General features: G+C 67.4%; 23 protein-coding genes and 4 pseudogenes. 10 read left to right on the top strand and 17 right to left on the bottom strand.

The annotated features are described in order from the left end of the window. The first annotated feature begins 78 nt into the window (after positions 1 to 78). The 5 genes and pseudogenes from DNK56_RS14815 to DNK56_RS36735 form a co-directional block, all read left to right on the top strand. Positions 79 to 726 (top strand): TOTE conflict system archaeo-eukaryotic primase domain-containing protein, encoded by a 648-nt coding sequence (locus tag DNK56_RS14815; protein ID WP_111334203.1) that lies wholly within the window; start codon positions 79 to 81, stop codon positions 724 to 726. Beyond that, positions 723 to 1,415, top strand: coding sequence for a TOTE conflict system archaeo-eukaryotic primase domain-containing protein (locus tag DNK56_RS36720; protein WP_446750423.1), 693 nt, complete (start codon positions 723 to 725; stop codon positions 1,413 to 1,415). Before DNK56_RS14815 ends, DNK56_RS36720 begins: the two co-directional genes overlap by 4 nt. 23 nt (positions 1,416 to 1,438) lie before the next feature. Beyond that, positions 1,439 to 1,852: pseudogene (locus tag DNK56_RS36725) on the top strand (DEAD/DEAH box helicase); the annotation flags it as partial. Between the two features lie 43 nt (positions 1,853 to 1,895). Then, on the top strand, positions 1,896 to 2,771 hold the full coding sequence (locus DNK56_RS36730; RefSeq protein ID WP_446750465.1) for a DEAD/DEAH box helicase: 876 nt from the start codon (positions 1,896 to 1,898) through the stop codon (positions 2,769 to 2,771). Beyond that, a pseudogene (locus DNK56_RS36735) lies at positions 2,768 to 3,037 on the top strand (IS982 family transposase); the annotation flags it as partial. The gene DNK56_RS36730 and the pseudogene DNK56_RS36735, both read left to right, overlap by 4 nt. 1 nt (position 3,038) lies before the next feature. On the opposite strand, the gene DNK56_RS14835 reads toward DNK56_RS36735, so the two are convergent. From DNK56_RS14835 to DNK56_RS14850, 5 genes are all read right to left on the bottom strand, one after another. Further along, positions 3,039 to 3,587, bottom strand: a complete 549-nt coding sequence (locus DNK56_RS14835) for a Uma2 family endonuclease (protein WP_111335814.1) — start codon at positions 3,585 to 3,587, stop codon at positions 3,039 to 3,041. A gap of 224 nt (positions 3,588 to 3,811) precedes the next feature. Beyond that, on the bottom strand, positions 3,812 to 5,332 hold the full coding sequence (locus DNK56_RS14840) for an amidase (protein ID WP_111334207.1): 1,521 nt from the start codon (positions 5,330 to 5,332) through the stop codon (positions 3,812 to 3,814). Continuing rightward, complete coding sequence (locus DNK56_RS36460; protein ID WP_274543568.1) at positions 5,319 to 5,453, bottom strand: hypothetical protein; 135 nt, start codon at positions 5,451 to 5,453, stop codon at positions 5,319 to 5,321. The genes DNK56_RS14840 and DNK56_RS36460 overlap by 14 nt, the downstream gene beginning before the upstream one ends. A 273-nt stretch (positions 5,454 to 5,726) precedes the next feature. Further along, a complete protein-coding gene (asnB, locus tag DNK56_RS14845; protein WP_111334209.1) occupies positions 5,727 to 7,577 on the bottom strand; it encodes an asparagine synthase (glutamine-hydrolyzing) in 1,851 nt (616 codons plus the stop codon). A gap of 339 nt (positions 7,578 to 7,916) precedes the next feature. Beyond that, complete coding sequence (locus tag DNK56_RS14850; protein WP_111335817.1) at positions 7,917 to 9,134, bottom strand: MFS transporter; 1,218 nt, start codon at positions 9,132 to 9,134, stop codon at positions 7,917 to 7,919. Between the two features lie 435 nt (positions 9,135 to 9,569). Between DNK56_RS14850 and DNK56_RS14855 the strand changes: the two genes are divergently transcribed. Both DNK56_RS14855 and DNK56_RS14860 read left to right on the top strand, forming a co-directional pair. After that, on the top strand, positions 9,570 to 9,797 hold the full coding sequence (locus tag DNK56_RS14855) for a hypothetical protein (protein ID WP_111334211.1): 228 nt from the start codon (positions 9,570 to 9,572) through the stop codon (positions 9,795 to 9,797). A 283-nt stretch (positions 9,798 to 10,080) separates the two neighbouring features. Continuing rightward, on the top strand, positions 10,081 to 11,244 hold the full coding sequence (locus DNK56_RS14860) for an IS4 family transposase (protein ID WP_111329449.1): 1,164 nt from the start codon (positions 10,081 to 10,083) through the stop codon (positions 11,242 to 11,244). 319 nt (positions 11,245 to 11,563) lie between these two features. Here DNK56_RS14860 and DNK56_RS34715 read toward each other — a convergent pair whose 3' ends face one another. From DNK56_RS34715 to DNK56_RS14870, 3 genes are all read right to left on the bottom strand, one after another. Next, positions 11,564 to 12,178, bottom strand: coding sequence for a hypothetical protein (locus DNK56_RS34715; RefSeq protein ID WP_146610478.1), 615 nt, complete (start codon positions 12,176 to 12,178; stop codon positions 11,564 to 11,566). A gap of 361 nt (positions 12,179 to 12,539) precedes the next feature. Then, positions 12,540 to 13,703: an IS4 family transposase gene (locus DNK56_RS14865; RefSeq protein ID WP_111329449.1), complete on the bottom strand. Its 1,164-nt coding sequence runs from the start codon at positions 13,701 to 13,703 to the stop codon at positions 12,540 to 12,542. A 75-nt stretch (positions 13,704 to 13,778) separates the two neighbouring features. Then, positions 13,779 to 14,045: a group II intron maturase-specific domain-containing protein gene (locus tag DNK56_RS14870; RefSeq protein ID WP_111334213.1), complete on the bottom strand. Its 267-nt coding sequence runs from the start codon at positions 14,043 to 14,045 to the stop codon at positions 13,779 to 13,781. Positions 14,046 to 14,125: 80 nt separating this feature from the next. Here DNK56_RS14870 and DNK56_RS35955 point away from each other — a divergent pair, with 80 nt between their 5' ends. Then, positions 14,126 to 14,851, top strand: a complete 726-nt coding sequence (locus DNK56_RS35955; protein WP_241989874.1) for a recombinase family protein — start codon at positions 14,126 to 14,128, stop codon at positions 14,849 to 14,851. An 83-nt stretch (positions 14,852 to 14,934) separates the two neighbouring features. Beyond that, complete coding sequence (locus DNK56_RS35360; protein WP_199563754.1) at positions 14,935 to 15,153, top strand: hypothetical protein; 219 nt, start codon at positions 14,935 to 14,937, stop codon at positions 15,151 to 15,153. 280 nt (positions 15,154 to 15,433) lie between these two features. Here the strand turns inward: DNK56_RS35360 and DNK56_RS14885 are convergent, their stop codons facing one another. The 7 genes and pseudogenes from DNK56_RS14885 to DNK56_RS35960 all read right to left on the bottom strand — a co-directional run bounded on the left by DNK56_RS14885 (position 15,434) and on the right by DNK56_RS35960 (position 19,741). Further along, positions 15,434 to 16,474 (bottom strand): SGNH/GDSL hydrolase family protein, encoded by a 1,041-nt coding sequence (locus DNK56_RS14885; RefSeq protein ID WP_241989875.1) that lies wholly within the window; start codon positions 16,472 to 16,474, stop codon positions 15,434 to 15,436. Positions 16,475 to 16,745: 271 nt separating this feature from the next. Further along, the gene (locus DNK56_RS35365; protein WP_199563753.1) at positions 16,746 to 16,892 is read right to left on the bottom strand and encodes a hypothetical protein; all 147 of its coding nucleotides are present in this window, start codon (positions 16,890 to 16,892) and stop codon (positions 16,746 to 16,748) included. A 234-nt stretch (positions 16,893 to 17,126) separates the two neighbouring features. Further along, positions 17,127 to 17,501 (bottom strand): hypothetical protein, encoded by a 375-nt coding sequence (locus tag DNK56_RS14895; protein WP_146610477.1) that lies wholly within the window; start codon positions 17,499 to 17,501, stop codon positions 17,127 to 17,129. Between the two features lie 166 nt (positions 17,502 to 17,667). Next, a complete protein-coding gene (locus tag DNK56_RS14900; protein WP_111334219.1) occupies positions 17,668 to 18,060 on the bottom strand; it encodes a hypothetical protein in 393 nt (130 codons plus the stop codon). A gap of 29 nt (positions 18,061 to 18,089) precedes the next feature. Continuing rightward, a pseudogene (locus tag DNK56_RS14905) lies at positions 18,090 to 18,855 on the bottom strand (IS5 family transposase). A 143-nt stretch (positions 18,856 to 18,998) separates the two neighbouring features. After that, positions 18,999 to 19,316: a hypothetical protein gene (locus DNK56_RS14910; protein ID WP_146610476.1), complete on the bottom strand. Its 318-nt coding sequence runs from the start codon at positions 19,314 to 19,316 to the stop codon at positions 18,999 to 19,001. A gap of 23 nt (positions 19,317 to 19,339) precedes the next feature. Further along, the gene (locus DNK56_RS35960) at positions 19,340 to 19,741 is read right to left on the bottom strand and encodes a recombinase family protein (protein WP_241989876.1); all 402 of its coding nucleotides are present in this window, start codon (positions 19,739 to 19,741) and stop codon (positions 19,340 to 19,342) included. Between the two features lie 142 nt (positions 19,742 to 19,883). Between DNK56_RS35960 and DNK56_RS14920 the strand changes: the two genes are divergently transcribed. Further along, entirely contained in the window at positions 19,884 to 20,315 is a 432-nt protein-coding gene (locus tag DNK56_RS14920; protein WP_146610475.1) for a hypothetical protein, read from the top strand. 18 nt (positions 20,316 to 20,333) lie between these two features. On the opposite strand, the pseudogene DNK56_RS14925 reads toward DNK56_RS14920, so the two are convergent. Both DNK56_RS14925 and DNK56_RS14930 read right to left on the bottom strand, forming a co-directional pair. Continuing rightward, positions 20,334 to 20,639 (bottom strand): annotated as a pseudogene (locus DNK56_RS14925) (IS5/IS1182 family transposase); the annotation flags it as partial. A 21-nt stretch (positions 20,640 to 20,660) separates the two neighbouring features. After that, positions 20,661 to 21,413 carry a transposase family protein gene (locus DNK56_RS14930; protein ID WP_111330039.1) on the bottom strand — a complete coding sequence of 251 codons (753 nt, stop codon included), beginning with the start codon at positions 21,411 to 21,413 and terminating at the stop codon, positions 20,661 to 20,663. Between the last annotated feature and the right edge of the window lie 8 nt (positions 21,414 to 21,421).

A 21,421-nucleotide genomic window follows, 5' to 3' on the forward strand; every position in this document is an offset into this window, starting at 1 on the left:
AGGCCATCGGCTCGATCACCTCGTGGGAATCTACGCGAAAACGACCTCTCCACGGACACGAATCCGGATCATGGAGGGGTGGAGGACTGGTACGACAGTAACGACCTGGCCGAACTGCGCATCCGCCTCGATGTGGCGCTCGAAGAGAACGTCGAACCACGCGCGGAGCTCGCCGAGGTGCGAGCCGAGAATCGGCGTCTGCGCACCCGGCTGGGAGTTCCCGCACCCGACGCGCCACGGGCGCTGGCTCCGGTCCCCGAGCCTCCCCCACCCGTCATCACGGAAGGCGGCCACGGTCTGCCGTACGCGGACGCGTCCTCCGGGACGGAGGCGAAGATCGCCCTGTTCCGGGCGCTGTTCGCCGGCCGCGAGGACGTCTACGCCACCCGGTGGGTGGGCGCGAAGTCGGGCCGGACGGGCTGGAGCCCCGCCGAGGACAACCCGTTCGCCAAGAACAAGGCCGAGGCCGAGCGGGTGTTCCGGCCGCTGACGGACCGGGCCGTCTACAACCACCTCTCCCGCCCCGAGCCCGGTGCCTGGGAGACTCACCTGGGGCTGTACCCGCTGCTGGCTGACGACACCTGCCGCCTCCTTGCAGTCGACTTCGACGGCAAGGAGGGCAGCGACTGGCGCGGCGACGCGTCCGCCTACGCCGCCGCCTGCCACGACGCCGGCATCCCCGCCCTGGTGGAGGTCTCCCGTTCCGGCACGGGCGCGCACGTGTGAACCTTCTTCACCGCCCCATCCCCGCGGTCACCGCCCGCACACTTGGGATGGCGCTGTTGCGCCGGGCGATCGACGTCTGCGGGCAGATGACGTTGTCCAGCTACGACCGACTCTTCCCTGCCCGGGACCTGCTGCCGACGAACGCCAAGGGCAACGCCCGGTTCGGCAACCTGATCGGGCTCCCGCTCCAGGGGGTCTCCCGCCTCAAGGGCACCACGGTGTTCTGCGACCCGCAGACCTGGGAGCCCCACCCCGACCAGTTCTCGCAGCTGTCCCAGGTGGAGCGGCTCTCCTCGGCTCAGGTCGAGGCGCTTGTCGACAAGCTCGGCGAGGTCAAGGCGGGCCCGTCAGCGACCGCGCCGGTCCTGCCGCCCAAGCCCCGGCGGCGCGCGCTGGGGCTTGGGCGGCAGGGGCCGTCGAGGCGATGCTCGCGATCTCCACCAAGGGCCTGCCGGCAGCCTTGCTTGCCGCACTCAAGCACACGGCGTCGTTCCACAACCCGGAGTTCTACCGCCGCCAGAGCCAGCGGTACTCCACCTGGGACACCCCGCGCGTGGTCTGCTCCTTCGACGCCACCGACCCGGACTGGATCCGGCTGCCGCGCGGCCTGCGCGACGAAGCGGCCCAGCTCATCGCCGCCGCCGGCGGCACACTCACGATCACCAGCGAGCTTGCGGACGCCGCGCTGATCAGCGCATTCTTCACCGGCGAGCTGACCGAAGCGCAAGCCCGCGCGGTCGACGCGGTCAACGGTCACAGCAGCGGAGTGCTCGTGGCGCCGCCGGGCTCGGGCAAGACCGTGATGGCCTGCGCGCTGATCGCCCACCACAAGACGCCCACCGCGATCATCGTCAACCGCTCCGAGCTGCTGTCGCAGTGGCAGGACCGTCTGGCCACGTTCCTCGATCTCGGCGACGGCCGCGTCGCTTCCCTGGGCGCGGGTAAGGACCCCCGCGGCCACGTGGTCGACCTGATCATGCTGCAGACACTCAGCCACCGCGACGCCCCCGACGGCCTGCTGGACGGCTACCGTCTGGTGGTCGTCGACGAGTGCCACGCCGTGGGCGCCCGGGGGGCCGAGGCCGCGATCCGCGAAGCCCGCGCCCCTCGATGGATCGGCCTGTCGGCCACCCCCCCACCGGGCGGACCAGATGGATCCGCTGATCACCATGCAGTGCGGACCCATCCGACACGAGATCGCCGACGCCAGCGCGTTCGCCAGGCACCTCATCGTCCACCCCACCTCGTTCACCACCGACGAGCCGGGCAACGACGGCGCCTCTTTCCAGGCGATCTACAGCGAACTCGCCGCGAACTGCGATTGCAACACCCAGATCGCCGCCGACATCGCCGACGCCTCTCGGCGCGGACGGTGCAGCCTGGCCCTGAGCAACCGAGTCGAACACCTCCACCAACTCGCCACGTACCTTGCCGCGCACAGCATCGAACCGCTGCTCCTGCACGGCGGTATGCCGCCGACCGAGCGAGCCCGGGTCCGCACCCGCGTGGCCGATGAAATGACCACCCCGCCGGTGCCGCTGGCCATCGGCAAGCTGGCCGGCGAAGGATTCGACGCCCCCAGGCTCGACACCCTGTTCCTCACCAGCCCGGTTTCCTTCAAGGGACGGGTGATTCAGCAGGTCGGCCGGATCATGCGCAACACCGAGACGAAGAAGCCCCACGTCGAGGCCCGCGACTACCTCGACGCGGACGTGCCCTGGCTGGAACGCATGCACCACAAGCGTGAGCCGCATCCTCGAAAGCCGCGGATTCACCGCCACGACCCCCGAGACCCTGCTCCAGTCGCCCGCCCAGCCCGTTGTCCCCGCGCGCCACCGACCGGAGCCCTCACAATCCGCGCCGACACCGCCGGTGGCCGAGGTGCGGCGGTGGGCCAAGGACCAGGGGATGGACGTGCCACCGCGAGGCTGACTCCGCAGCGACATCTGGGACGCCTGGCACGAGGCCCATCCCCAGGCTCAGCCGGTCAGCTGATCCGGTGCGCCTGCGGACGTGGGGCGAGGGCGTCCCAGGTCAGTCTGTGACGGACGACCTGAACACCCTCGCAACGGCACTCTACGTCCGGACCTACGACACGTTGCAGGCTTCGCCGGAACTTGCCCCGTGGCGCCCGGCGGTCGGGACTGCACCCACGCTCAGTGACTCCGAACTGCTCACCCGCGCCGTAAGGTCGGCGCTCCTCGGCTACACCTCCGAGCGGCGCCGACTGCGCCGTGTCGCGGCGGACTTCCGCGGCATGCTCCCCTGCGTACCCGGCCAGTCCGGCTACAACAAGCGGTTGCGAGGGGCGGTCAGGGCACGAGGCTGTCGAGGTCGATGTCGAGGGGGATGGGGACGGATACCTTCAACTGGTTGCGGTGGATGCCGGTGGCCACGTAGGTGCTGGTCATGACGTCGAGTTCGTAGGTGTGGACGGTGGGGGCGCCGGTCTCGTCCTCGACGCGCCAGAAGTGGGGGATCCTGGCCTGTGCGTACTTGAAGGGCTTCAGGGACCGGTCGCGGTCCGCCGACTCCTCCGAGACGACCTCGATGACCAGGGCGACGTCCTCGGGCGCGTACCAGGTCCGGTCGGGGTCGTACGGGGCGGTCGTGATCAGGATGTCCGGCTCGGGGCGGCTCTTCTTGTCGAGCCGGACGGTCATCTCACGCTCGGCGTCGAACCCGACGGGGGCGGCCTGGCGCAGGGCGAAGGTCAGGTTCTCCACCAGCCGGGCGTGCCAGGACCGCTGCGGCGACATCATGAAGATCAGGGCTCCGTCGATGAGTTCGGTGTGCCGCGGTGCCTGGGCGAGGCGGTCGAGGTCATCGGCTTCCCAGCCGCTGATCCTGGGCGGGATCATCCAGTCGGGGAGTTCGGCGGTCACGGCTTCCTCCAGGCGCCTCGAAGAGGTCGGGGGCCCTCATCCCGGATCGCGGACACGGGCGCAACGCTGGTGTCAGCATAGTCGAGCGACCGGACCTCTCACTCGGCCCGTGGTCCGACGAGCCGGAGGCCGGTGATCATCCCGGTGTGGATCCGGACGACGTGGTCCATGGACGAGCTGCTTCGGCGGAGTGGTGCACGTCAGCTTGAGTATCGGGTCGAGGTCGGCCGACACCAGGCTTGCGATGTCGTCGAAGTTGCAGTGGAAGCCCCCCGTCCCTTTCCGCACAGGTCAGGGGGCTCCCGCGGCGGCCGCCGAAGCCGACGGCGCGATGACGCCGCCCAGGAAGAAGGCCGGAGCGGGGAGCAGCGCCGCCGTGCGGTTCCAACCCGGAAGAGGACGGACTCCGCGAACGGGGCGGCGATCAGCTGCGCGCCGATGGGGAGACCGGCTGAGTTCCTGCCCACCGGGAGGGAGAGGGCGGGGAATCCGGTGATGTTGGCGGGCGAGGAGAGCCGGACGTAGGCGTCGGTGACCGTCTCGGTGACGCCGTCCGGCCACCGCACGGTCTCCTGCCCGCGCCGCGCCGCCGTGATGGGGGAGGTGGGGGCGACGAGCACATCGATGTCGGCAAAGAGCCGGCCCCACGCGCGGCTGATGAGGGACCGGGTGCGCTGGGCGCGCAGGTAGTCCAGGGCGGACACGTGGTGTCCCGCCTCCAGAAGCAGCCGGATGTCCGGGCCATAGAGGTGGGGTGTCGCGCGCAGGGTCTCCTCGTGGACCGCCGAGGCCTCGGGGGCCATCAGGCCCCACTGCGTCGCCTCGACGTACTCGACGAGCGGCAGGTCCACGGGCATCACCGTCGCGCCGAGTTCCCGCAGCCAGTCGATCGTCGCGCGGATGGCCACCTCCACCTCCGGATCGACGCGGTCAAAGTAGTAGGTGCCGGGCACGCCGACGCGCAGCCCGCGCACGTCCGCCGGGGACGACGAGGCCAGGTCCGTCGGAGCGGAGACGCTGGCGGGGTCCGACGAGTCGTGGCCGGCCAGGGCGCGCAGCACGAGGGCGGCGTCCCGCACGGTCCGGGTGAGGGGGCCGACGTGGTCCAGGGACCACGACAGGGGCGCCACCCCGCGGCGGGAGACCAGGCCGTAGGTGGGCTTCAGGCCGACAGTCCCGTTGAGCGCGGCCGGAATGCGGATCGACCCTCCGGTGTCCGTCCCCAGCGCGAACAGCGCGGTCCCGGCCGCCACGGCCACCGCCGAGCCGCCGCTGGAGCCTCCGGCGACGGCGTCCTCGTGCCACGGATTGGCCGTCTGCGGAGTGAGCAGTCCGTAGGCGAACTCGTGGGTGTGGGTCTTGCCGATCAGGATCGCGCCGGCGTCCGTGAGCCGCGCGGCCACCGTGCTGTCCTCGCCGGGCATCCGTCCCGCCCACGCGCGCGAACTGGCCGTGGTGGGTATCCCAGAGACGTCGATGAGGTCCTTGAGGCCGTACGGAATGCCGTGGAGTGGCCCACGGTGGACGCCCTCGCGGATCTCCCTCTCCGCCTGCCGCGCGGCCCGTCGCGCACGGTCCGCCACGACGGTGACGTAGGCGTGGAGCCGGTCCTCGACGGCGTCGCACTGGTCCAGGACGGAGTCGACGAGTTCCACGGGGGACAGGGTGCGGGCCGTCACGGCCGCCGCCGCGTCCTCGACGGTGAGCTCAAAGGGCTGCATCGAAGGCTCCCGGGGGCGCGGGGGAGCAGTCGGTCGTCGCCCGGAAGACCGGGGCCGGCTCGACGCCCGCCAGGTCCAGGGTCCGCAGTCGGCCGAAGAGCCTCCCCAGACGGGCGACCATTTCGGCCACCTCGTCGGGACGGAAGTCCGGTGGCGAAGCGAGTCGCACAGTCGGACGGGACGATCCCGCAGCGGCCATCATGGTTCCCTTCCGGGTGATCGGAGCCGGATACCTTGGATCACGTGCGGAGCCGTCCCCGGCTCACTGTGCCGACGTGCTGTTCCCCGCCGGCGCGAAGAAGCCCGGTGGCCCCCGACGGGGGATTCCGGAGGCCACCGGGAGAGCGGGTACCGTGCGTCCCGGCCGGAACGCACGGCTGTGCGGGGACCGTTCCTACAGGTCGATCGTGACGTCGTAGGACTCCAGCCAGGCGTTGAACCAGAGCGGAACCTCGAGGTCGATCCGCGTGATCTGGGTGCTGGCCGTGCTGATGCCGCCGTCGAGCCGGCCGCGGACGCGGTCCTTGTCGAGGAGCGACAGGATCGGCGCGTCACCACCGCTCAGCACCTCTGCGAGCCGGTCGCGGAGCTTCTTCTCGTATCCGGAGTCCTGCGTGCTCGGGTACGGTGCCTTCACACGCTTCACGATCGACTCGGGCAGCACGTCGCGGGTGGCCGCGCGCAGCAGGCTCTTCTCCCGGCCGTCGAACGTCTTCATGGCCCAGGGTGCGTTGAACACGTACTCCACGAGGCGGTGGTCGCAGAACGGGACGCGGACCTCCAGCCCGACGGCCATGCTCATGCGGTCCTTGCGGTCGAGGAGAGTGTTGAGGAAGCGGGTCAGGTTGAGGTAGCTGATCTCTCTCATCCGCTTCTCCAGGCCCATCTCGCCCGGGAGGACCGGCACTTCGGCGATGGCGTCGCCGTAGCTCGACCGTCGGTAGCCGGGGATGTCGAGCTTGCCCAGCAGCCCGCTGTCGAACAGCGGCGTCCCGTCGTAGAAAGGGCCGGGCGTCGAGGTGAGCCAGGGGAACGTCTCGGCCGTGAGGACCTCGGGATCGTGGAACCAGCTGTACCCGCCGAAGAGTTCGTCCGCCGACTCGCCGGACAGGGCCACGGTGGACCGCTCCCGCACTGCCTTGAAGAGCAGGTACAGGGAAGGCCACAGGTCGCCATACCACATGGGTGGCAGGTCGGTGGCGGCGAGGACTGCGGCCCGGACGCCGGGGTCGCTCAGGTCGTCGCTGTTGAGCAGGATTTCCCTGTGCTCGGCCGCCACGTGCTGGGCCAGATCGCGGACGAACGGGGTGTCCGGGGTGCTCCGCAGGGGGTCCGGGACGAAGTTCTCTGCGGCGCCGACGAAGTCGACCGAGAACGAGCGCACCGGTCCGCCTCCCTGGGCGGCCAGTGCCTTGGCCGCCAGCGCGGTCACCGCGGAGGAGTCCAGTCCGCCGGACAGGAGGCTGCACAGTGGGACGTCGGAGATCAGCTGCCGGCTGACGGTGTCGTCGAGGAGTCTGCGGACCGTCTCGATGGTCGTCTCCAGGGAGTCCGTGTGCTCCTTGGCCTCGAGCGCCCAGTAGCGGCGCTTGACGAGCCCCTGGCGACGGACGCGGACCGTGTGACCTGGACGGATCTCGTACATCCCGGTGAAGATGGCGTGCTCGGGGGTCTTCACCATGTCGAGGAGTTCGCGCAGGCCGTTCGCGTTCACCCGCCGCGGGATGTCCGGGTGGGCGAGGATGACCTTGGGCTCCGAGCCGAACAGGACGCCGTTCGCCGTGGGATAGTAGTACAACGGCTTGACGCCCATCCGGTCACGCACCAGGAGCAGCTCCTGGCTCTGGACGTCCCAGATACCGAAGGCGAACATGCCGTTGAGCTTGTCGACGACGCCCTCGCCCCACTCCACGTACCCCCGGAGGACCACCTCGGTGTCGCTCTCGGTACGGAAGCGGTGTCCGCGGGAGATCAGGTCCGCACGCAGCTCGCGGTAGTTGTAAATCTCACCGCTGAAGGTCAGCACCGCCAGCGTGCGCCCGTCCTGCTCGGCAGTCATCGGCTGACGCCCGCCCGCCAAATCAATGACGGAGAGACGCCGGTGACCGATGGCGGCGTGCTGACCGAGCCACACGCCGTCGGCGTCGGGACCGCGACACGCCATTGTCTGGGTCATGGCGTCGACGATGGCGCGCTCCTGGGTGAGATCGCGCCCGAAATCTATCCAGCCCGCAATGCCGCACATAAGCGACGTTCTCCTTAAGGGCTGTCCCGTAATCCCCGGTGGATCAGCGCGCGGCGTCAGATGCGGTGCATCGCAAGGCGGAGGGGCGTTCGCATACTGGACGTATTCGGACGTTCCGACAACGCAGCGAGGTGCCGTAGCTGTCGTCGTGCGCCCGCCGGGGATTACGGGACAGCCCTTAGGTAGGCGATCGTGAGCACCTGGCTCATCGAGGTGGTCCGAGAAAGGGAAGTGGAGGCACCTCTCGCCGGGCCGGCCCGCTGGTGCGGGGTGACCGGGCGAGAGGGAAAGCGGTGGGGCAGGTGACCGCGGCGGAGGGCCGCCCCTGTCACGGTGTGGCTAGGAGGACTTCGGCCATGTGAACCTCCCCGCCCAGTGGGCCCAGGCCACGAGGGCCATCAGGGCGGCCGCCAGCCCGCCCAGCATCATCACGGTGGAAGGAGAGGAGCGGTCGAGGACGACCCCTCCGACCAGGGCCCCGATGGAGATGGTGGCCTGGAAGGAGGCGGTGAAGAGGACAGAGGACGCCTCTGGGGAGTCAGGGGCGGCCTTGGAGAACCACGTCTGGGAGCACACCGGGACGGCACCGTAGGCGACGCCCCAGACAACCAGCAGCGCTACCGCGCCAGCGTCCGACTGTCCCAGGACAGGCAGGAGCAGGGTCGCGGCGGCGATTAGGGCCGCCGCCGCGGCGAAGGTGGACCGCGGATAGCGACCCACCGAGGATCCGCCGAGGAAGTTGCCGGCGATGCCGGCCGCACCGTAGATGAGCAGGTAGATCGTAATGAGACCCGAACTGACGTGGGTCACCTGCTCCAGGAAGGGGGTGACGTACGTGTACGTGCCGAAGTGGGCGAGCACGACGAGGAAGGTCATGACCAAGGCGAAGCGGGTGTTGACGCTTCGGAGCATGCCACCGAGGACATCGAGGCGCGTCGCCTGGTCGGAAGGGAGGGGCGGGACGACTGCAAGGAGCAACACGAGGACGGCCAGCGTGAAGCCACCCATGACGAGGAATGCTGTCCGCCAGCCCGCGATGTCGCCAATGAACGTGCCCAGTGGTACTCCGAGTACAGAACCGAGCGGTACGGCGGAGAAGATCACCGAGGTCGCGCGGCCCACGGACTTCGCGGGAACCAGCTGACCGGCGAGTCCGGCCCCGATGGACCAGAAGCCGCCGATGGTGATGCCCACCATGACACGGGAGATCAGGACCAGCCAGTAGCTCGACGCGGCGGCGGCAACGAAGTTGGCCAGTGCCAGCAGAAGGATGAACACGCCCAGCATGACCCGCCGGTCGATACGTCCTGTGGCCACCGTGATCACAGGGGCCGAGATCGCGGCGAGGAATCCTGGCATGGTCATCATGAGACCAGCCATTCCGTCCGAAATGGTGAAACTCGATCCGATCGACGTAAGAAGGCCGATCGGAAGAATTTCTGTCGTGACGATGGAGAAGATCCCCAGCATTACCGAAATGACGGCTAGCCAGGAAGTGAAAGGCGAGCGGCCCGGCGATGCGGGAGATTGGACAGAAGGGGTGGTTGCTGTGGACATGAATTCCGTCCTGAATTGGGGCATCACATGGAGAGTGCGACCTCTAGTCCAGCAGGAACGGGCACCATCTTCTGGCAGATTCCCGACGCCAACAACCGGCCCCATGAGATGCCGAGAGTGGCCAGGGTGCGCACGCGGAGTCACCTTTCCCAGTGTTTTCGCAGTTCACGGGGCTGCTCCAGGGGGCAGAGGGGGACTGTCCGTGCCGACGCGGCGTACGGAAGGTCCTGCTTGACCCGCGACTACTTAGCCAAGTCGAGAAACCGTCCGCCCAGGAAAGTCGTCGCGTGACGGTTCACGTCGCAAACTTGCTAGACGGCGACTCGATTCGATGTTGTTCTGGTTCTCCTGCGTCACATACTGTCCAATGCGTCGCTGCAGTGACGCAGTGAACGCGCTGGCCCGGCGAGACCGTCCGTTGAATTGAGGAGAAGAATGTTTGAATCCGATGAGGTGATCCGAAAAAACGTGCAGGAGAAGGCGATGGGACTCGACCGCGACGGTGTCGCCGCACAGGGGAGGGAGGCGCAGCGCAGGTACGACGCCAGTACGCCGGGGTATTGCTTCGACCTGATCATGCGACGCGAACAACTGGAGCAGTACGCCAAGGAATGGCGGCGCGTACTCGACGAGATGACCGATCTCGACATCGAACATTACTGAGCCCTTTCCAACCTCCCGCGCGAGATGGCCAGTTGGACTGACAGAAGGACGGTCGGGTGGCCCGGAGGGGTCTCACCTCCGGGCTCCCACAGATCCCGGCGTGACAGTCTCCCGTCACCGGGCTCTTCTCAACCTTGCCATCAGAACTCCGGGGCCCATCGCCAATGCGCGAAGAAGCGCGGGTACTGGCGCAACGTCGCTCGCTTAGTTCATGATCGCGTAGAGTCTCGGTCTTGTGCCGAGAGATCACATAGTTGGTGAGACGTACCCGGAGCGGGTCCGGATGGGGGTGCTGTCGCGTACGTTCACGCCCGAGCTGGTCGACTTCGTGGTCGATGAGGCGGGGGCGCGCGAGGAGCGGACCCGGTCGTTGCCGGCCCGGCTGATGGTGTATTTCGTCCTGACGATGTGGCTGTTCAGCGGTGACGGATACGGCCTGGTGCTGCGGGAGTTGGTGGAGCACTGGCCGCGCCGGGCGCGGGAGGTGTGGCGTCCGGCGCGCACGGGGTCTCTGACAACGGCGCGGGCCCGGCTGGGTGCGGGGCCGCTGCGACTGCTCTTCGACCGGGTCGCCGGTTGCACCGGCACTGCGGCCACGCCGGGGGCTTTCTGGCGCGGGCTGCGGCTGACCTCCATGGACGGCACGCTGCTGGACGTTCCTGACAGCGAGGCGAACGCTGCCGCCTACACCCGTGCCTCCAACGGAAATCGGCCTGGACCGTACCCGCAGGTGAGGCTCCTCGCGCTGGTGGAGTGCGGCACGAAGGCGTTGATCGGTGCGGTCTTCGACTCCTTCGCCGTCGGCGAGCGCACCTTGGCCGCCCGCCTCCTGGTGCACCTGCGGGAAGGCATCCTGTTGATGGCCGACCGGGGCTTTCCAGCCTATGAGCTGTGGCGGGCAGCCGCGGTCACCGGGGCCGAACTCCTGTGGCGGGTCTCGGATTCCTTCACCCTGCGGCCGCATGAGGTTCTGGCCGACGGCACCTTCCTCACCCGCCTGAACGGGCCGCGCGGCGCCCGGATCACCGTGCGCGCCGTGGAGTACACCGTGGTCACCACCACGATCGGCGCGGACGGCGACAGTGAGGAGACCTCGGAGCTGTTCTGCCTGATCACCACGCTCCTGGACCCCGAGGCGGCACCCGCCGCAGAGCTGGCAGAGCTGTACACCGCCCGCTGGACCAGCGAGACGATCTTCAAGCACATCAAGATCGAACAGCGGGGAGGACGCACCGCGACCCTCCGGTCCAACAGTCCCGCCATGGTCGAGCAGGAACTGTGGGCCATGCTCTGCGTCTACCAGGCCGTACACGACCTGGCCGTGGACGCCGCCCACCACGCGAACCTCCCCGTCTCGCACATCAGCTTCAAGAACACCCTCGCCGCCGCCCGACGTTCCGTCGGCGCGGACTTTCCCCCCTCGGCAACTGGCCGCCAGGATCCGTGACATCCAGGCCGACCTGACCCGCGAGGCCGTCCGTCCCCGCCCCGGACGTGCCGCACCCCGCGCCACCAAACGCAGCACCACCGGATACCGCACCCTCAAACCGGACGAGCCCGCCACCACCAAGGTCACCCACACGATCAGCCTCTCGCTCTTCCCCGAAGAACGACGACCACGCAAGCCGCGGGCGAAGCCGAGACCCCTGCAACTCGCCCCGCAGGAAACGACGTCACCGACACTCAAAGACATGGCGACGGCCATCTAATAGAGCGACGTTGGCCATGGCCCTGGCAAACTTCACCACGAGGCATACCAGTGATCTTCACTCGTCAGCGCGCAGATCGGAAGTTCTCACCACGTCAAGTGAATTCTCATAGGCCTTCACAAGATCGAGTTTGATCTTGGAGAATTCTGCCGCATTTTTTCGAATGTAATCCGACTGAAGCTCGGTCTCCACAGATAGCAGAATTTCGGCAATGCGAGACTTCCCCTTGCATTGCACATCATTTATTGCAGTCGATATTTCCGTAGCGCTAGCCTCACTCACCTGCCATCTGGGATCATTATTCGCTTCCCAAATATCAGCATACTTGTATCCAAGACCTTCCATGCAGGTTTTCCATCGAGCCATCGCCTTGATGACATTGGAATCTCGACTCGCATCGAGGAAGGATCGAGAATGATACTTCAGCAGTTCCCTCCATTTTGATCCTTCTTCCCTTTCCCCAAAAATTTCCCTCTGCGCCTGCCCCAAGCAACCTTTCTTGGATGGGATCCTTTCGTTACTCAAATCCTCATCAGGCGCCCTCCCCGTGTATGCCTCAATAGACCTGGGAGTTGGCTTAAATTCCTCCTCGGAATTCTTGCGATCCAGAGAATCAGACTCAGGATCAGAAGACTCAGGATCAGAAGGCGGATGGTAGCCCCACTTACGCACCTCTGATTCCTCTATGACACCGTACCGACGGGCGTTCATGGGGGATTGAGGCATTCCATCTATCTTAGTTGTTACTGGTTCAGGCCCAACGTCGCTCTATTAGATGGCCGTCGCCATGTCTTTGAGTGTCGGTGACGTCGTTTCCTGCGGGGCGAGTTGCAGGGGTCTCGGCTTCGCCCGCGGCTTGCGTGGTCGTCGTTCTTCGGGGAAGAGCGAGAGGCTGATCGTGTGGGTGACCTTGGTGGTGGCGGGCTCGTCCGGTTTGAGGGTGCGGTATCCGGTGGTGCTGCGTTTGGTGGCGCGGGGTGCGGCACGTCCGGGGCGGGGACGGACGGCCTCGCGGGTCAGGTCGGCCTGGATGTCACGGATCCTGGCGGCCAGTTGCCGAGGGGGGAAAGTCCGCGCCGACGGAACGTCGGGCGGCGGCGAGGGTGTTCTTGAAGCTGATGTGCGAGACGGGGAGGTTCGCGTGGTGGGCGGCGTCCACGGCCAGGTCGTGTACGGCCTGGTAGACGCAGAGCATGGCCCACAGTTCCTGCTCGACCATGGCGGGACTGTTGGACCGGAGGGTCGCGGTGCGTCCTCCCCGCTGTTCGATCTTGATGTGCTTGAAGATCGTCTCGCTGGTCCAGCGGGCGGTGTACAGCTCTGCCAGCTCTGCGGCGGGTGCCGCCTCGGGGTCCAGGAGCGTGGTGATCAGGCAGAACAGCTCCGAGGTCTCCTCACTGTCGCCGTCCGCGCCGATCGTGGTGGTGACCACGGTGTACTCCACGGCGCGCACGGTGATCCGGGCGCCGCGCGGCCCGTTCAGGCGGGTGAGGAAGGTGCCGTCGGCCAGAACCTCATGCGGCCGCAGGGTGAAGGAATCCGAGACCCGCCACAGGAGTTCGGCCCCGGTGACCGCGGCTGCCCGCCACAGCTCATAGGCTGGAAAGCCCCGGTCGGCCATCAACAGGATGCCTTCCCGCAGGTGCACCAGGAGGCGGGCGGCCAAGGTGCGCTCGCCGACGGCGAAGGAGTCGAAGACCGCACCGATCAACGCCTTCGTGCCGCACTCCACCAGCGCGAGGAGCCTCACCTGCGGGTACGGTCCAGGCCGATTTCCGTTGGAGGCACGGGTGTAGGCGGCAGCGTTCGCCTCGCTGTCAGGAACGTCCAGCAGTGTGCCGTCCATGGAGGTCAGCCGCAGCCCGCGCCAGAAAGCCCCCGGCGTGGCCGCAGTGCCGGTGCAACCGGCGACCCGGTCGAAGAGCAGTCGCAGCGGCCCCGCACCCAGCCGGGCCCGCGCCGTTGTCAGAGACCCCGTGCGCGCCGGACGCCACACCTCCCGCGCCCGGCGCGGCCAGTGCTCCACCAACTCCCGCAGCACCAGGCCGTATCCGTCACCGCTGAACAGCCACATCGTCAGGACGAAATACACCATCAGCCGGGCCGGCAACGACCGGGTCCGCTCCTCGCGCGCCCCCGCCTCATCGACCACGAAGTCGACCAGCTCGGGCGTGAACGTACGCGACAGCACCCCCATCCGGACCCGCTCCGGGTACGTCTCACCAACTATGTGATCTCTCGGCACAAGACCGAGACTCTACGCGATCATGAACTAAGCGAGCGACGTTGGGTACTGGCGGGTCGTGCGCTTCCAGGCCACGTGCGCTTTGGTGAAGGTCCTCAGCCGTCTGTACTTCTTCCTCATCCAGCGCACCAGGTAGACGTTGATGCGCCTGAGCAGCGGATACAGCTCCGACCGGTAGAAGCGGCCGTAGTAGTTCATCCACCCCGACACGATCGGGTTGAGCCAACGTACGAGGTCCTGCTCGGAGAGAGAGGTGTGGCGGTGCAGCCTCCAGGACCACACCGTCTCACTCATCTTCCGGATGGCGGTCTTGGAGACCGCCGGACCGAAGCCCGAGCATCAAGGCGTACCAGGGAGCCGGCGGGCCTGTCCGGGTGCCCTTTCGTGGCCGCCGCCTCAAGCGATGGAAGCGTCGTCACAACACCCACATCCCGCGCTTCATCCTCGTCTCCGCGCTCCGCGAGGAACTGGAGATCCCCGTCCCCGAGGACCGCGAGCCCGGGCGGCCGTGGAAGCCGGGCCCGCCCGTCGAGGCCACCCCTGCGGAGCCGGCCGCGAAGCCGATCGGGATCGAGTACGCCCGCTGCTCGGCCGCGCAGCAGGAACTCGCCGGCCAGCTCGACGTGCTCGCCCGCGCCAAGTGCAAGCGGGTCTTCTCCGAGAAGATCAGCACCCAGGTCAAGACCCGGCCGAAGCTGGAAGAGGCGCTCAAGCTCGCGTACGACATCCGGGAGGCCGCCCCCGACCAGGAGGTCATCCTCACCGTCCACGAGCTCAAGCGCCTCGCCTGCAACGCCGCCGAGCTGATGACGCTGTCCGGCCAGCTCCAGGGCGCCGGCGTCCAGCTCGAACTGCTCACCGGACCGCTCACCGGCGTCTACGATCCCAATGGCATGGGGGCGATGTTCTTCGCGTCCTCGCGGCCGCCGCCCAGATCGAGTGCAACTACATCCGGGAGAAGACCCTGGAAGGCCAGGTCACGGCCGCCGCCAAGGGCAACCACGGCGGGCGACCGAAGGTCATCGACGACGACTCCCTTCTCTTCGCCCGCGCGCTCAAGGACAAGGGCGTCCCCGTCCCCGAGGTCGCGAAGAAGCTGACCATCAGGACCGGGAAGAACGCGGGCAAGAACCCCTCGGTCGCCTCGCTGTACCGGGCGCTCGCCGAGGCCGAGGAAGCCACCGTGTCGGACGACGCGCAGGTCATCGGCCCCCGCCGCCAGGTCCGCGCCCGCATCACCGGCCCCGGCAGCGGCGCCGACCCGGAGCTGATGGAACGGCTCACCGCACAGGTCCTCGGCGGCGACACCGTGCTGGACGACCTGACCCGCCAGGCTCAGGGCGGCACCGGCGACGTGGTGGCCCAGCTGCTCGCGCAGTCCCGGAACGGAGACGACCAGTGATCCCCATGTCGCCCCACCGCTGGAAGGGCCCCGGAGTCCTTGGCGCCGCCGGACCCGGAGAACACGGTCCCGTCGACCTCTGGCCCGAACCCGAAGAGGACGAGACCGCTCCCGAACCCAGCACGTCCGAGCCCCGGCAGGGGTAGGGGAACACCAGCAAGATCGTTCTCACCGGGATTTCTTGTACCCCAACTACTCACACGCACAGAGCCACAGGAGAGACGGCATAGCCCCGGGCCGCGCTTCCGCGTTGGTCCCGGGGCTCCGGTGTCGGGTTCGGTCAGCGTTCGAGGAGGGCGATGCGGATGGCTCGCTCGACGTGGTTCGCGACGTTCTCGTGGCCCGCCGCGTTGGGGTGGACCAGGGTGGCGCGCTTGTCGACGACGCCGCAGTTCAGCTTGCCGATCGCGGCGGGCCAGTAGTCCCCGGCATCGCCGCAGAGGCCCTCGACCCACTTCTCGTCGGCGGGCTGGCAGGCGTCGTGGCCGACGCTGGAGGAGTAGATGTCGACGTACTGGTCGCCGAAGAAGTTGGAGACGCGCTGGATCGTGCTGTTCAGCTGCTTCAGCACGTCGTCGCGGAGCCAGTCGACGTCGGCGTGCTTGATGAGGCCGAGTTCGGTGAGGGCGAGACGGTTGCAGGCGCTGGCGTCCTCCGGCAGGACGGCCGGGTAGCCGACGGTGATCACCTTGGCGTTGGGCGCGGCAGTATGGACCTCGGCCAGCATCTGGACGTACTCCTCCTGGACCCGGTCGAGCTTCTGCTCGATGCTCTCCTCGCCCTCCGGGGGGTTGGTGTAGTGCTCGCGGCAGGAGCCGGAGAGCTTGGCGCCCTCTTCGAGACACTTGAGGAGCATGCCGCCGAAGGGCAGGCTGTTGCCGCCGACGCCGATGGTGACGACGTCGGTCCGGTCGTTCAGACCGGCCCGCTTGATCTGCGTGTCCACCGCCGGCCAGCCGGCCTCGGGCTGCTCGACCGGGCTGATCGGCTTCTGCTTGGTGGTGGCGATGTCCGTGATGACGGCCGCGCCGCAGCTGACATTGGTCAGGTGGACGTACTTGCCCGGCGGGAACTCGTCAAGCTCCGTCTGGACCAGGCTGGGGTAGGCGCCGCTGGTGCGGTCGCAGCCGTCACGGGAGGCGTCACCCAGCGCGGGCAGCGGGTCGCCGACGAAGACGCCGGCGGTGTACGAGTCGCCCAGCGCGGCCCATTCGTACTGGTCGGCCGCACCGGCAGAACCGGAGGGCAGGAGGGCGGACGCGGCCAGCGCGAGCCCCACGGTCAGGGCGCGCAGGCGCGGGCGGGAGACAGGGTGTCGCACGGATGCTCCAGAGTCGGCGAAAGACACCCGGGGACGGAATGCGACCCGGGCGAAGGCAACGCCCAAGATCATCCAGGCTGCGGAACCATCCGTTCTGTGAACCGGGCCGATCACCCACGATCGAGCTAAATGATCAGATCTTTCACGTTGCCGTGGCCGTCGGGGAGACGGGACGACAGCCGCTGTCAGAGTATGGTTCGCACCGTGATGCCCGATTCGCGGTGAGGTCTGGGTGAGGTGCTCTGCTCGGTGGGGTGGGGTGGGCTGGTGCTCAGGGGCGGGGCTGAGTGAACAATCCGGGCTCGGGCTCGGTGAGGATGCCGCGGGTCACCAGACGTTTCAGCTTGGATCGGATGCCCTCGGTGTTCTTCGGCAGGATCGGCAGGTCGAGGGCCTCGCGGATGTCGCGGGCCCGCATCGGAGTGCCGGTGTCGGCGAGAACCGTGAGGATCTGCTCTCTTGAAAATCGCCTGGGCTGATGCGCGTCAGCAGCTGACTACAAAGAGCGCCATGCGGTGGAGTGCGGGATCAATCACCTCAAGCGCCACTGCGCGGTGGCAACCAGATACGACCAACTCGCCGTCCGCTACGAGGCAACCGTGCTGGTCGCGGCCATCAATGAGTGGCTGTGACAACCTGCAGCGGGAGGCCTTCAGGCGCGGTAGGTGAACCGGCCGAGGTAGTGCAGAGCGGTGCCGTGCGGGGTGGTGACCACGTTGGGAGCGAAGACGCAGATCGCGGCGTCGGCCGGCTCGGTCGACTCCACTTGTGACAGCCACTGGTCAGCGTACGAGGCCCCTCGAAGGAGTACCTCGGGGACGACCGGCGCGAGGTGACCGTCGTCCCGGGCGTGGATGGCTTCGATGCACATCGGTTCGAGCTCGATGATCCCGGCCTCTCCCATAAAGACGGATGGCTCGGTATCCCCGTTCTCCGACCACCCGGCATCGACGTAGTCGCGGATGTCGACGAACGAGGCGAACCGGCCGCGCGAGAGGAAAACATGCACCACGCTGGCTTCAGTCACCCGATGATTGTCGCCCAACACTGAGCCCTTTCCAACCTGAGGTTGCAGGTCACGGGGCCGGCGTGGGGGGTGCTCGGGCTTGCCGGTTCCTTGATCGACAGCGTGTCATGGTCCGCCAGCGGGCGGATTGCGTCGACACCTGGATCGTGCTGCTCGTTCGCGTGTCCTACCAGTACGTGGCCGGCCCCGTGATGACCCAGCCAGTGTCGGTGGGCCTGACCCGAAAGCCCAATGTCACCTCGATGATCTGCGCGTGGTAGGTGATCTCAACGTAGCCATGGCTGCCGGTGCGGCCCCAGTGGAAATCCGCGAGATTCAGTTCGCCAAGCCAAGACAGATCCTGCTCCCACCCGTCGGCAGGAGGGCTTCCGCTCGCCTCGTCCCCATCGGGGCTTGCTTCGACGGACCCGGTCCACAGCGACTTGAGCACATGATGGACCGGGTGGTGATCGATGAGCTGTTCGGCATCAGGGATCCTCCCGGCTCGGAGCAGGCTGAAGTAGCGGCGAACGACAGTTTCGACGTCCGCCTTGGCAGGGTGCTCTGTCCAGATCCTCACCGCGAGATCATACGAGCTCGGTAACTGCCTCAGTCCGAGCCGGCCAGTTGGAGGGTGAGGACGGCTTGGACGACGTTCGTGATCCGGGTCGTTGAACAGCGGAGTTCGCGGAGGAGCCGCCAGAACTTGAGGGTGGCGATGGCTTGTTCGACCAGTGCCCGGATCTTGGCCCGAGACCGGTTGACGGCCTGCTGGCCGATGGGCATCGTCTTCCACCGGTCTCGAAAAGGGTGACGTACCGTCCCGCCTGCGCTCTGGTAGCCCTTGTCTGCTCAGCAGGTGATGCCGGCCTGGGCAAGAGCATCGATGACGCCGTGCTCGCGTGCGGCCCGTGTATCGTGCACCGCTCCGGCCAGGGCCGGTGAAGCCCACAGCTGCCGGCCCCTCGGGTCGGCTATGACCTGCACGTTCATGCCGTGCTTCTTGTGTTTGCCCGAGTGGAAGGGCCGGTCGGCGGCGATCCGGTCGATCGGCAGAAGTGTCCCGTCCAGGAGCAGGTACGCCTTCATCGATGCGGCCCGTACTGCTTCGGCGAGCGTGGGGGCGAGTGCGGCCAGGAGTTCGACGGCCTCGGTGATGTAGCCGGTAGACAGTGGTAGTGCCGATCCCGAAACCGGCCGCGAACTGGGCGTAGGGCTGGCCGTTGCGGAGGTGGGCGAGGGTGAGCAGGGCCTGTCGGCCCGCGCTCAGGCGCCGCCATCGGGTCCCGATAGCACGTCGGTGTTCCTTCAGGCGCGCGGCGAGAAAGCGTAGGGCAGAGCTGGGCACGTCAACGCCGGACGGGTAGACAAGCATGCGAAGCTTTTGGTGGAGACGGTTCTCTTGGTCGAAAGCCCATCTACCAGGGGCTTCATCCGTCTGTCAGGCCAACAACCCAGCCCGCGCGAGAGGTTGGAAAGGGCTCACTGAACCTGCCCGCGGCTGCCACGAGACGCCGTTCACATATCGGATCCGCCAACAACGAGTTCGCTGTCGTCACTTCTGAAACAGGTCCAAGCCCGGTTCACCTCGTAGTCCACCAGGTCATCGGCTTCGTCCAGTGACTCGGCCAAGCCGACGGCCTCGCATAGTACGGGCCGAGCCGCAGTGTGGTCACCGTCAGAGGCCAGCAAGTCACCGAGAACGACCAAAGTTCGCACTTTCAGTGAAGAAGCCTCAAGGCGGTCCATCAGGTCACGCAAGGTAGTCTTCGCGGCCTCGCCATCACCGCGGTCGGCCTGCATCAGTGCTTTGCGGAACCTCAGTTCACCATCCACGTCTCGATCATAAGCTTGTTCTTTTATGGTTTGAGGTTGACATGAGCCTCGAACCGGCCATCAGGGTATGCCTCGCGCTTGGCATGCTCGGCGGCGTCGCGGCCGAGGCGCTTCATCTCGTAGACGGTGAAGATGACCCGGCAGTGCGGGGCGTGTTCCTTGACCTCCCGCGCCGTCCGCAGCGCCTCCTCGAACCGGGGGCGGACCCGGACACGGGTGCTGATCTTCTCACTGAAGATCTTGTCGCGGGGGATGCCGTGCCCTGTGAGCGCGTCGAGCTGGGAGTCGAGTTCCTGCCCGAGGGTCGAGCAGCGCGCGTACCCGATGCGGATGTCCGCGCTCGGCAGGTCCGGGTCGATCGGTGCCGACAGCGGGCCGCCCGGGCCGCAGTTGGCCGGGGTCGGTACCCGCAGCGCCTTCTTCAACCGGGGCACCATGGTGAAGCGGCGGGTGCGCTAAGACGCGTATCGAGTCCTGATCAATCTGTAGAACTTGCCGGCCTCTGGTGAAGAGATCTACGACTTCCCGTGGGTTCTCCCGAGTCTCCGCCCCGGCTAGCATGGCGGGGTGCCTTCTTCGACAGAGGCGCAGGCCCTGGTCGATGGCCACCCGAGGCTTTCGGCAGACTCACGAGCTGCGGCCCTGCGCCTGTTCGTGCCTGCTCAGGGCGATGCCCCACAGGTGACGCCGTTCCTGCTGGCCGTGGCCGCTGACCCAGGCGAAGAAGACCTGGTGCGGATCGAGGCGATCCGGTTGCTGGAGATCGTGCCCATGCTCGGCGACGAGCTTGCCGCTGATGTACGGAACGCCCTGATCCGGCTGGCCGAGCAGGACGGGGACTGGGACATTCGCAACGCCGCCGGCTGCGCGGTGTTCAGTCTGCCGGGTGCCAGCCGCGAGGTCCCCCGCATGCGTGACCTGATCGCGGCGGAGGAAATCGACTTCGTTCGAGAGAACATCGAGGCGGCCCTGTGGCTGATGTTGAACAGACCGGCCTAACCTGAGCGCGCATATCGGTCATGCCCAGCCAGTGGTCCGCGTGAGGTCTTTGATCCAGATCATGGAGGCGCGGAGGTGCAGGCCGGCGAGGTAGCTCTCGGGGGTCATGTTGTAGCGGGTGGCGATGCCTCTCCAGGCTTTCAGCTTGTTGATCAGGCGCGCGGCGGTGTTCCTCTCCTTGTAGAGGTCGGTGTCGTGGCCCACGGGCCGTTCGCCCCCGCTGCCCTTCTTCTTCCGGTTGGTGGTCTGGTCCTTCTTTTCCGGGATGACCGCCTTGATCTGGCGTTTGCACAGGTAGACACGGTTGCCGCAGGACGGGTAGGCATTGAGCCTTTTCCATCTTGATCAGGTAGCGAGTTCGAGGGCGACGACGGCTCGGACGACGGCGGTGATCCGGGTGGTGCTGCAGCGGAGCTTCCGCAGGAGCCGCCAGCATTTGAGGGTGGCCATAGCGCGTTCGCCGAGGCTGCGGATCTTGGCGTGATCGCGGTTGTGACGCCGCCGCCAGCCGCGCAGATTCTTGCCCCGGAACGGGACACGGACCGCAGGACCTGCGCTTTGGTACGCCTTGTCCGCCCAGCACTTGGTGGCGTCGGCAGCGAGGGCGGCGGGGATGCCGTGGGTCCGGGCCGCGGTCAGATCGTGCACGGCTCCGGGTAGCGCGTCCGAGACCCAGATCAGACGGCCGGCTGGATCCGCGAGGACCTGCACGTTCATCCCATGGTGCTTCTTCTTCCCCGAGTAGTACGGGCGGTTTGCGGCGATGCGGTCGATCGGCAGCACGGTGCCGTCCAGGATCACGTACGCCTTCTTCCGCACGGTCGTCATGGCTTGCTCCAGCGTGGGCGCGAGGGCGGCCAGGAGATCGACGGCCTCGCGTATGTAGCGGTAGGCCGTGGCGATTCCGATGCGGAAGCCTGCGGCGAGACGGGCGTAGGTGTCGCCGCACCGCAGGTGGGCCAGGACGAGCAGGGCCTGGCGGCCGCAGCTCAGGCGACGCCAGCGCGAACCGATCCGACGGCGGTGACCAGCGAGAACACCGGAGAGATGCCGCAGCACGCGGCTGGACAGATCGATGCCGGACGGGTAGACAAGCACGCGAAAGC

The sequence above is a fragment of the Streptomyces sp. AC1-42W genome (assembly GCF_003248355.1).
Classification (GTDB): domain Bacteria; phylum Actinomycetota; class Actinomycetes; order Streptomycetales; family Streptomycetaceae; genus Streptomyces.